The organism is Pseudomonas sp. PS02302 (assembly GCF_029959585.1).
GTDB classification, from domain to species: domain Bacteria; phylum Pseudomonadota; class Gammaproteobacteria; order Pseudomonadales; family Pseudomonadaceae; genus Chryseomonas; species Chryseomonas aestiva.
In genome coordinates this window covers 1-9,629 of sequence record NZ_JASCON010000126.1, presented here as the reverse complement: position 1 = coordinate 9,629, position 9,629 = coordinate 1, and the positions used below count along the sequence as shown (strand labels likewise).

The following is a 9,629-nucleotide window of genomic DNA, read 5'->3' as shown; positions in this document are numbered from 1 at the left end:
GTGCCTGCTAGGCAGGTGCTGCTTTAAGTCTGCATAGAGCACAGACAGCCCGGCTACGCCGAACTGTCGTGTTGGAAGCGCGGCACAGAATCATCGTAGGTTGGCGCTGAGCGCAGCGAAGCCCAACGGTAAGGCCTGCTGCAGGGATCAAGCGAACGGCGGTGGGGCGGTGAGGGGCAGGGGTTGGGGTATGGAGATTGGGCTTCGCTGTGCTCAGCCCAATCTACCGCAGCACCTAAGGCGGCGTTACGCGAGCAAGAAAAAGCCCGGCATGCGCCGGGCTTTTTGCGTTCTGGAGAGGGTTCAAGCGGGTTCGGGCAGGGCCAGGTCGCGTTTGGCGATGTATTTCCAGTCGGCTTCGTCGATGTAGATGCCGCCAGGGCCGCTGCCGCCTTCGAGGTCGATGGCGACCTGGGCGCTGACCTGGGGCTTGACGCTGGCCAGGATGGGTACGAAGCCCAGTTGCTGACTGGTTTCGATCAGCGCCTGCTGGTTGCGTTCGTCGATGTCGGCGGCTTCGTCCAGGTAGTAGGGCAGGCGGATCTTGGCGGCCTGCTCCCGGTCCATCAGGTGCAGCAACAGGTACATGTTGGTGAGCGCCTTGATGGTCATGGTGGTGCCGTTGGAGGCGGCGCCGTCGATGTCGGTGTGCAGAATCGGCTGGCCGCCCTGCTTGGTGATCTCGAAGGCCAGTTCGAAGAGGTCCTTGAGGCCGAGCTGATTGCCGTTGGCGGCCACCAGGCGTGCCAGGTATTCCTTGGCGTCTTCGTTCTTCTGGTCCTGGCTGCTGTCCTGGGTGAGATCGAAGACCGAGAGGGTCTCGCCTTCCTCGTACTGACCCGCGCTGTGGATAATCTGGTCGATGTGCTTGAGCGCTTCCTTATTGGGCGCCAGGACGATGCGGAAGCTCTCCAGGTTGGAGACCTGCTTGCGATTGATCTCGCGGTTGAACAGCTGCAGCTGGTGTTCGAGGTTGTCGTAGTCGCTGCGGATGTTTCTCAGCGTCCGGGCGATGTCGGTGACGGCGGCGCGGCGGGCCTTGGCCAGGGTCAGGGCTTCGTCCTGGCGATGAGCATAGGCATTCACCAGCAGTTGCAGGCGGCGCTCGGGATCTTCCTCGTTGTCGAACTTGGCGACGCCCTTGAGGCGGACCTGGGCATAGAGCGCCTCGATCTGGGTGTCGGCGCGCTGCAGGGCCTGCCAGCTGTCCTGGTAGTCGTTGAGCAGCGGCAGCAGGTTTTCCAGGGAATCGTCCACCGCTTCCATGAAAGGCGTGCCCTGGGGCAGGTCGGTGGGCAGCAGCTGCCGGCGGCGCAGGGCGTCGGCCAGGGTACGGTCCTTGGCTTCCAGGTCGGCCAGCTGGCGGCCGATCAGCTGCAGCCTGGCGGAGAGTTGCTGGACGCGCTCGGTGAAGGCATCGCCGGCGCGTCTCAGTTCGTCCTGGGCGGCTTCCAGCTGGGCAAGCTGTTCGAGCTTTTCGTTTTCCTCGGCACTTAGGGTCTGGCAGCGACGGAAGTCTTCCAGGGCCTTCTGGGCATCCAGCACCTGCTGGTAGAGCACCTCGGCCTGAGCCTTGCTGGCCTGGCGGTCGACGCTGACGCCCTGCTGGGCCTTGAGCTGCTTGAGCTCGCGCTCCAGACGGTCCTTCTGGTCACGTAGCGCGGCGCGATCGGCCAGGGCCTGCAGGGTGGGTGGCTCGATCCCCGAGAGGTCGAGGGACAGGCCCGGCAATTCGAGGCGATCACCCTGGAAACGCGCCAGGATGCCTTCGAAGGTCTTTACCCAACTGCCGTCTTCCGCCAGTTCGACACCTCTGGGGCCGAGCGGCAGGCTGAACAGCTGGCCGTTGAACAGTCGCATCAGGCGGTCGACGTCGGCCTGGCTGAATTCCTCGCGCAGGCGGGCATAGCTGTTGTTGTCGGCGTGGTCGAGTTGCTGGCGAATCCCCTTGAGGCGCTGTTCCAGTTCGCGGACGCGCTGGTCGAGGTCTTCGCTGCTGAACTGACTGGCCTGGGACAGGGCGCCGGCCAGTTCGTCGTGGGCGTCCTTGGCGGCCAGCAGCTGGGCTTCGAGGGGGGCGGTCGAATCCACCAGGGCGAAGCGGTGCTTGAGCTGGGCCAGCTCGGCGAGCCAGCGCTGCAGGCTGCTGATCTCGCGCTCGCGGCGCATCAGTTCGCTGGTGCCGTCGCGCTGGCTCTGCTGCAGGCCATCCTGTTCCTGGCGATAGTGCTCGGTCTGGGCCAGCAACTCGTCGCGGCGGTCGAGGGCATAGTGCTGCCAGCTGCCGAGCAGGCTGTCGAGCAGGGGCGAGAGGCGATGCAGCTTGCCCCTCAGGCGGTCGCGCTGCTCGACGCCATTGGCCAGGGCTTCCACCAGCGGGCCGGCGGCGACCAGCGACTGGTAGTCCTGCTCCATGCGGCGGACATCGCGGAAGGCTTCCTCGCAGGCGGCAATGTAGTCGACGCTGCCGGATCTCAGGCTGTGCTCGAAGGCGTCGAGAAACAGCTGCTTGAGCTTGGCCGCGGTGATCTCACGCATGTGCAGCAGGTTGATGAACAGGGCGCGGAAGGTCTTGAGACTCTGTTCGCTGGTGGATCGGAGTGGAATCAGCGTCAGGTCCAGGGGGATGCTGGTATGGCCGCCGACCAGCAGCCGGCGCAATTCGTCGGGCTTGACCTCATAGGCCTTATGGCCGGCGCGCTCCAGGCTGGCGAACAACTCGCGCTGACGCAGGCAGGCGCCGTCGCGCTGGTAGTGGGCCAGGTCCAGTTCGCCGGCATAGGCGAAGAACTGGTGACCGAAGCCACCGCCCGGGCCGCGACCGGCCACGCCGATGACGTGGGGGCCGTGGGCCAGACGCAGCTCGATGAGGATGTAGCTGGTGTCGGTGGCGAAGTAGAACTTGCGCGACTGCTCGTTGCTGTACTTGCCGAAGCTCATGTCGGAGAGCCGCGCCAGGATGGGGAATTGCAGGGCGTTGATCGAGGCGCTCTTGCCCAGGTTGTTGGCACCATAGACCGACAGCGGCTGTTCCAGCGGGAAGAGGCCGAGGCTGTAGCCGGCGGTGTTGAGCAGGGCGAAGCGGCTGATGCCGTAGCGGATCATAGGTCGAACTCCCGTTCTGCGGCGATGGCGCGGGCCAGGGCGGCCTCTTCGTCATCCTCGTCGGCGCCTGCCTGCTCGGTGCCGTCTTCGTCGCTGGCCAGGGTCGGCGTCGGCAGTGGCAGGTCGCTGGCATGCAGGCCGGCAGCCAGGTCGCGATCCTGTTGCACGGTCAGGCAGACATCAAGGAAGCGGTGCATGGGCGGCAGGAAACGGTAGGTGCCATTGCTGTCCAGGGCGAAGCCGAGCTGGGTCAGGCGGCGCAGGATCTTTTCCTCCAGCTCTTCCTGGGTGGTGACCTCGGCCTGCAGGAAGAGGTCGCGATACTTGTCCAGCAGCGCCGGCAGTTCGTGGCGACCCAGGGTACCGCCATCGAGCACGGCCAGCGGATCGCGACCCTGGTCGGCCAGGTGCTCGACCAGGATGAAGGTGAACAGCGCCAGGCGCTGGGCGGTCTTGTTGACCTGGGCGCCCATCTGCTCGGGCACGAAGTAGTAGAAGCCGCGCGGATCGCAGACCAGTTCGAAGCCGAGGGCGCGGAACAGCGCGCGGTACTGGTCCTGCTGCTGGCTGAGCTGGGCATAGCTCTCGGGCTCGCTGCGGGACAGGTGATAGCCCTTGAACAGCTCGCGGAAGATGGGCGCGAGCTGGGTCATTTCGTTGAGATCAAGTTGCATGGGCGTCGCTCGCGGGAGATCGGGCGGTCAGGGCGTAGGAGCACAGGCTGACGCGGTGTTCGAGGGTGTCGTAGTGGCGGCGGTCCAGGCGCTGGCGCTGGAAGCGCGCATCGCGGGACAGGCGCGAGAACCAGTAGAGCAGCTCGTCGGTGTCGCCGGCCGGTTCCTGCTCCAGCAGCCAGGCCATGAGGTCGGGCAGCGGCAGGGCGTCCTGGCAGAGATCGAGCATCTCGCGGGCGGTGCGGGGCGCCGCCGGGCGCTCGCTGTCGCGCGGCCGACTGGCCTGGCTGGGAAAGCGCGCCGGCTTGGGCTCGAAGCGGGCCAGGGCGTAGACATAGCTTTCCACCTGGGCGGTGGTGCCGAGAAAGACACTCTGCGGCCGGCTGAACAGCGGCAGGGCGGCCTGGGGGACGGCGTCGAGGCCCTTGCGGCGGATGGTGGCCAGGGCCAGGGCGGCGCCCCGGGTCACGGCATTGTGCCGGCGCGCTTCCTCGCGCAGCGGCAGCAGCAATTCGCGGGCACGGCGCAAGGCCAGCTGGGCGGCATTGTGCATCTCCAGGATGCGCGCCTGGGTGCGCAGCAGCAGGTCGTCGTCGACCAGGTGGCCGAGGCGCTGCTGTTCGCCCTGCAGATGCAGGAGGACCTGTTCGACACGGTGGACGCCGCGTTCGAAGGCGCCATCGGCGGCCACCAGCTGGATCATCGGCTCGACGTATTCATCCCAGGTGGCCAGCACCTCGGCATAGCGCTGGCGCAGGGGGATCTGGCGATCGCTGGTCTTGGCGCGCTCGGCGACACCTTCCAGGGCATGACCATCGTTGGCCAGCTTCTTGAGGACATCGCGTACGCGCATATCGAGCAGGCGCAGCTGGCGGACGAGGTCGGGGCCGTCGCGATTGTCGAAGGCTTCGCGGATGTGGCCGGCGAGGCGTTCCAGGTGGCGCAGGTAGGCTTCGATCTCCAGGCACAGGCCCAGCCGGTGTTCGCGCCTGAGATAGCCGAGGAAGTCGTGGATCTGGCCATTGAGCTCGAAGCGATTGGGACTCTTGGCCACCGGCACCAGGATGTCCAGGCGGATCCAGGTGTCGAGCAGGGCGGTGAGGTCGGCCGGCGTGCGTTCGGGCAGCTGTTCGGCCAGGCGGGCACGCAACTCGGCCAGGCCCAGGGTGCCGCTGTCGAAGTGGGCGCACAGCGGGTCGATGAGGTGCCAGTGTTCGGCGAGGGTACGCAGGACGCGTTTGGGGTCGATCATGGCGGGGACCGCACCAGACAAAAGCGCCATTGTACTCCAGACGCCAGAGCCTTCGATGTGACCGCGGTGGGACCGATGGGCAGGGCGGCCTTTCGATCCGCGGCGATCCGCGCGACAATGCCGCCCCGCATAATCCCGCCGCGTAACAGCGCAGGCTCTTAGGATCCGCCCATGTCCGACCCCGCCCCTTCCTCCAGCCCCTCGCTTGCCGCCGAGGCGCGTCGTCGCGCCTATCTGCAGGCGTTGCAGCTGGATGTCTGGGTGCCGCGCACGGTGTTGCCCTTCGCCGCGCCTTCGCGCCCGGAAGCCCTGTGGGTCGAGGAGCCGGAAGCGGCGCCTGTCGTGGCTCGGGTGGTACGCCCGGAGCCAGTGGCCAAGGTCGCGCCGGCTGCTGCGGTAGCCGAGGCACCGGCCGCGAATCGGCCGCGCATCGAGATCCCGCGACCCGCGGCGTTGAAGCCGGCTGCGCCCCCCGTGGCCGAGCCGCAACCGGAACGTGCGCCGCCGCCCCGGTTTGCCTTGCAGCTGTTGCAGGCCGGGCGCTGCCTGCTGCTGCTGGAGTTGCCTACCGGCGATACCCTGGGGGTACGGGATCCGGCCTATCTGCTGCTCCGGAATCTGCTGCGCGCTGCCGGCCTGCCGGACACGCCGCGGATCGTCAGTGAAGAGCCCATTCGCTGGCCACTGCTCAACAACGGTCAACTCGACCAGGGGCCGGCGGCGGCCGCTGAATTCGTGCAGAGCTTCGTCTCGGGGCACCAGGAGCGCCTGGGCGAGGGCCTGGGGCTCTGGCTGGTCGGGGTGGCCGCGCGACGCTGCAGCGGGGTCGAGGATGCGCAGCTCACGGGGGTGGAGCGGGACACCGCCCTGGGCCCGGCCTGGCTGGTGCCGGGACTGGATATCCTGATGGAAGAGCCGGCCGCCAAGGCCGCGCTCTGGCAAGCCATGCGCCCGTTGCGGCGCCGCTGGATGGAACAGCAATGAACGATGCGGTGAGCTTCCGGCGGATGACCGAAGCCGATCTGAACACGGTATTGAAGATCGAATATCAGGCCTTCAGCCATCCCTGGACCCGCGGCATCTTCACCGATGCGCTCAGGTCCTACGACTGCTGGGTGATGACGGCTGGCGAGCAGCAGGTGGGGCACGGGGTGATCAACGTCATTCTCGACGAGGCCCATCTGCTCAATATCACCATCAAGCCGGAAAGCCAGGGCCGGGGACTCGGCCTGCGGCTGCTGGAACACCTGTTGCAGGAAGCGCGCAAGGCCAAGGCCAACGAGTGCTTTCTGGAGGTGCGCGCCAGCAATCAGTCGGCCTATCGGCTGTATGAACGCTATGGCTTCAATGAGATCGGCCGCCGGCGGGACTATTATCCCGCGGTCGGCGGCCGGGAAGATGCGCTGGTGATGGCCTGTACGCTGCTCGACTAGGCCGTCAGCGGCTTCAGTGATCGGCGCGTTTTTCGTCCAGATCCAGACTGGTGTCGCCGGCGAGGTCTTCGTCGTTGGCGTCCAGATCGGCGTAGCGGGCCTCTCGCTGGGTTTCGGCTTCGTTGGGGGCGTCGGCCTCGCCGTCCCAGGCTTCGCCATCCAGCGGATGGCTGCGACCGAGTTCGGCTTCGTCCTGACCGGAGCCGCCGCCGATGTCGCTGTCCTCGACCACGCTCAGTTCCTTGTCGTTCGGCCAGGCATCGCCGTAGTCGGTCGGCGAGCGCGCGCCGGTTTCGTCCAGCAGGGTCTCGGGGCTGGCGTCGTCCATCGTCGGCTGATGATCCAGGGTTTCGCCACCGGTCATGCCGGCCTGGCGCACGCGCTCTTCGGGAAACTGGCCTTCATAGTCGCGCTCGTCCATTTCGTCGCCGATGCGACCACCGCGTTCATCCTTGCGATCGCTGAAGTCGAGTTCGCGCATGTCGCCCATGCGGTCCTGGATGTCGTCGATCTCTTCGGGGGTCTTGGTGATGTCGGGCTTGTTCATGGTGGTCTCCAAAGGCAGGGCTGCTAGAGCATCTCCCTGAATCCGACTACGCGCCGGCAAGGGGAATTCCTCGGCACCGCCGGAAGATGTGAACGAACCATACGATGACCCGGCAGTCGTACCTTCCATGATCGACCTCGACAGCCTCACCTCATCAGGCCAGCCGCTGGCCTTCTTTTTCGATCTGGATGGCACCCTGGCAGAATTGCAGCCACGTCCGGAACAGGTTTTCATTCCCGCCGAAACCCTCGCCGCCCTTGAACAGCTGGCGCGCCACCATGGCGTCGCCGTGGTATCCGGGCGGCCGTTGGCGGAGATCGACGGCTTCACCGCGCCGCTGCGGCTGGCCGCGGCTGGGGTGCATGGCGCCGAGTGGCGCGATCCCCAGGGCAAGATCCATAGGGTGAGCCTGGATGCGGAGATGCTGGCGCACGTCGGTCGGCGTCTGGAGACCGCACTGGCGGCGCATCCGGACCTGCTGCTCGAACGCAAGAGCGTGGCCTTCGCCCTGCATTATCGCCAGGCGCCGGACAAGGAAGCCCTGGTACGCGAACTGGCCGAAGGCATCGCGGCCGATCATCCCGAATTCAAGTTGCAACCGGGCAAGTGCGTCTTCGAACTCAAGCCCGCTGCGGCGAGCAAGGGCGAGGCCATCGCCCGTTTTCTCGAACTGGAACCCTTTGCCGGCTGCCTGCCGGTGTTTCTCGGTGACGATCGCACCGACGAAGAGGGGTTTGCCGTCGTCAATGCGCGGGGCGGCCTGTCCGTCAAGGTAGGGGAGGGGGAGACGGTCGCCAAGACCCGCCTGCCTTCGGTGGAAGCGGTAGCCCTCTGGCTGCAGCAGCTGAGCCGTGACCTCGCGCCACATTATAAGCAAGGAGATTAGGATGAGCCGTTTAGTGGTGGTATCGAATCGGGTGGCCCCGATCGAGGAAGGCAAGGCGACTGCGGGTGGTCTGGCGGTGGGCGTGCTGGATGCCCTGCGCAAATCGGGCGGCATCTGGTTCGGCTGGAACGGCGATACGGTCAAGGAAAACGGGCCGGCCAAGACCCAGACCAAGGACAACATCGACTATGTGACCTTCGGCCTGACCAAGCGCGACTACGACCACTACTACCGCGGCTTTTCCAACGCCACCCTCTGGCCGATCTTCCACTACCGGATTGACCTGGCGCGCTACAACCGTGAAGAGTACGACGGCTATCGACGCGTCAACATGGCCATGGCCGAACGCCTGAAGCCCCTGCTCAAGCCCGATGACATCATCTGGGTGCACGACTACCACCTGATTCCCTTCGCCGAAGCCTGCCGCATGCTGGGCATTCGCAATCGCATCGGGTTCTTCCTGCACATTCCCTTCCCGGCGCCGGAGATCCTCACCGCCATCCCGCCGCACAACGAATTGCTCAAGACCCTGTGCTTCTATGACCTGATCGGCTTCCAGACCGATACCGACCAGCTGGCCTTCCAGGACTACATCACCCGTGAGGTGCGTGGCGTGCTGGAGAAGGACGGCAGCCTGACCGCCTACGGTCATAACTTCCGCGTCGGCGTCTATCCCATCGGCGTGATGCCGGACGTCATCCAGAAGCAGGCCGAGTCCTATCGCACGCGGCGCCAGTTCATCTCGCGCAGCATCGAGGGCGTGCCCTACAAGACCATCGTCAGCGTCGACCGCCTCGATTATTCCAAGGGGCTGGTGGAGCGCTTCCAGGCGTTCGAAAAACTGCTGGAGCATTTCCCCGAGCATCACCGGGCGGTGCAGTTCGTGCAGATCGCGCCTTCGTCGCGGGCGGACGTGGTCTCCTACCAGAACATCCGGCGTCAGCTGGAAAGCCATGCTGGCCATATCAACGGCCATTTCTCCGAACTGGACTGGACGCCGATCCGCTACCTGAACAAGAGCTACGACCGGCGCACGGTGATGGGGCTGTTCCGCTCCTCCGACGTCGGCCTGGTGACGCCGCTGCGCGATGGCATGAACCTGGTGGCCAAGGAATATGTGGCGGCCCAGGATCCGGAAAATCCGGGCGTGCTGGTGCTCTCGCGCTTCGCCGGTGCGGCGCGTGAACTCAATTCGGCGCTGATCGTGAATCCCTATGACCATGTCGGCATGGCCGAGGCGCTGGACCGGGCGCTGCGCATGCCGCTGGAAGAGCGCAAGTCGCGCTACGAAGACATGATGAGGGTGATCCGCCAGGCCGACCTGGCCTCCTGGCGCGACAACTTCCTGCGCGACCTGCGAGCCTTCAGCTCCAAGGCGCTGGTGCAGTCCATCGATACCCAGGACGCGGCTGCTGTGGAAGAGGTGGAGAGCGAGCAGAAGGTCGCCCTGTAGGCGTCTTGCGCGGTGCTGGAGCCCGGCTTAGGCCGGGCTTTTTCATGGAGCGAGGCTGAGGTCTGGCGTGAAGGGGCCCTCACCCTAGCCCTCTCCCGGAGGGAGAGGGGACGAAAAGCGGTGCTAGCTGTGGCTTGGGTCTGCTTCTGCTGGACTCTTCGGGGGCGGGTAGGCTGTCCGGGGGGAGAGAGTGGGCAGGACCCTCACCCTAGCCCTCTCCCGGAGGGAGAGGGGCCGAAAAGCGGTGCTACCTGTGGCTTGGGTCTGCTTCTACTGGAC

General features: G+C 65.9%; 8 protein-coding genes. 4 read left to right on the top strand and 4 right to left on the bottom strand.

All coding sequences use genetic code 11. The features are described 5' to 3' along the window. Nucleotides 1–303: 303 nt before the first annotated feature. From mksF to mksB, 3 genes are read right to left on the bottom strand one after another with little or no spacing between them, the layout of a single operon-like run. Nucleotides 304–3,105 carry an Mks condensin complex protein MksF gene (gene mksF, locus QMX82_RS24840; RefSeq protein WP_282288530.1) on the bottom strand — a complete coding sequence of 934 codons (2,802 nt, stop codon included), beginning with the start codon at nt 3,103–3,105 and terminating at the stop codon, nt 304–306. Then, nucleotides 3,102–3,779 carry an Mks condensin complex protein MksE gene (gene mksE, locus QMX82_RS24835; RefSeq protein ID WP_282288528.1) on the bottom strand — a complete coding sequence of 226 codons (678 nt, stop codon included), beginning with the start codon at nt 3,777–3,779 and terminating at the stop codon, nt 3,102–3,104. Before mksE ends, mksF begins: the two co-directional genes overlap by 4 nt. Further along, entirely contained in the window at nt 3,769–5,031 is a 1,263-nt protein-coding gene (gene mksB, locus QMX82_RS24830; protein ID WP_282288526.1) for an Mks condensin complex protein MksB, read from the bottom strand. The genes mksE and mksB overlap by 11 nt, the downstream gene beginning before the upstream one ends. A 171-nt stretch (nt 5,032–5,202) precedes the next feature. Between mksB and QMX82_RS24825 the strand changes: the two genes are divergently transcribed. Both QMX82_RS24825 and rimI read left to right on the top strand, forming a co-directional pair. Then, nucleotides 5,203–6,015 (top strand): energy transducer TonB, encoded by an 813-nt coding sequence (locus QMX82_RS24825; RefSeq protein WP_282288524.1) that lies wholly within the window; start codon nt 5,203–5,205, stop codon nt 6,013–6,015. Then, nucleotides 6,012–6,464 carry a ribosomal protein S18-alanine N-acetyltransferase gene (rimI, locus tag QMX82_RS24820; RefSeq protein WP_133861595.1) on the top strand — a complete coding sequence of 151 codons (453 nt, stop codon included), beginning with the start codon at nt 6,012–6,014 and terminating at the stop codon, nt 6,462–6,464. The genes QMX82_RS24825 and rimI overlap by 4 nt, the downstream gene beginning before the upstream one ends. A gap of 13 nt (nt 6,465–6,477) precedes the next feature. On the opposite strand, the gene QMX82_RS24815 is transcribed toward rimI, so the two are convergent. Beyond that, nucleotides 6,478–7,011, bottom strand: a complete 534-nt coding sequence (locus tag QMX82_RS24815; protein WP_133861594.1) for a hypothetical protein — start codon at nt 7,009–7,011, stop codon at nt 6,478–6,480. 127 nt (nt 7,012–7,138) lie between these two features. On the opposite strand from QMX82_RS24815, the gene otsB reads away from it, so the two are divergent. Both otsB and otsA read left to right on the top strand, forming a co-directional pair. Further along, the gene (otsB, locus tag QMX82_RS24810; protein WP_208693752.1) at nt 7,139–7,897 is read left to right on the top strand and encodes a trehalose-phosphatase; all 759 of its coding nucleotides are present in this window, start codon (nt 7,139–7,141) and stop codon (nt 7,895–7,897) included. A gap of 1 nt (nt 7,898) precedes the next feature. After that, complete coding sequence (gene otsA / locus QMX82_RS24805; RefSeq protein ID WP_208693753.1) at nt 7,899–9,350, top strand: alpha,alpha-trehalose-phosphate synthase (UDP-forming); 1,452 nt, start codon at nt 7,899–7,901, stop codon at nt 9,348–9,350. The last annotated feature ends 279 nt before the right edge of the window (nt 9,351–9,629 follow it).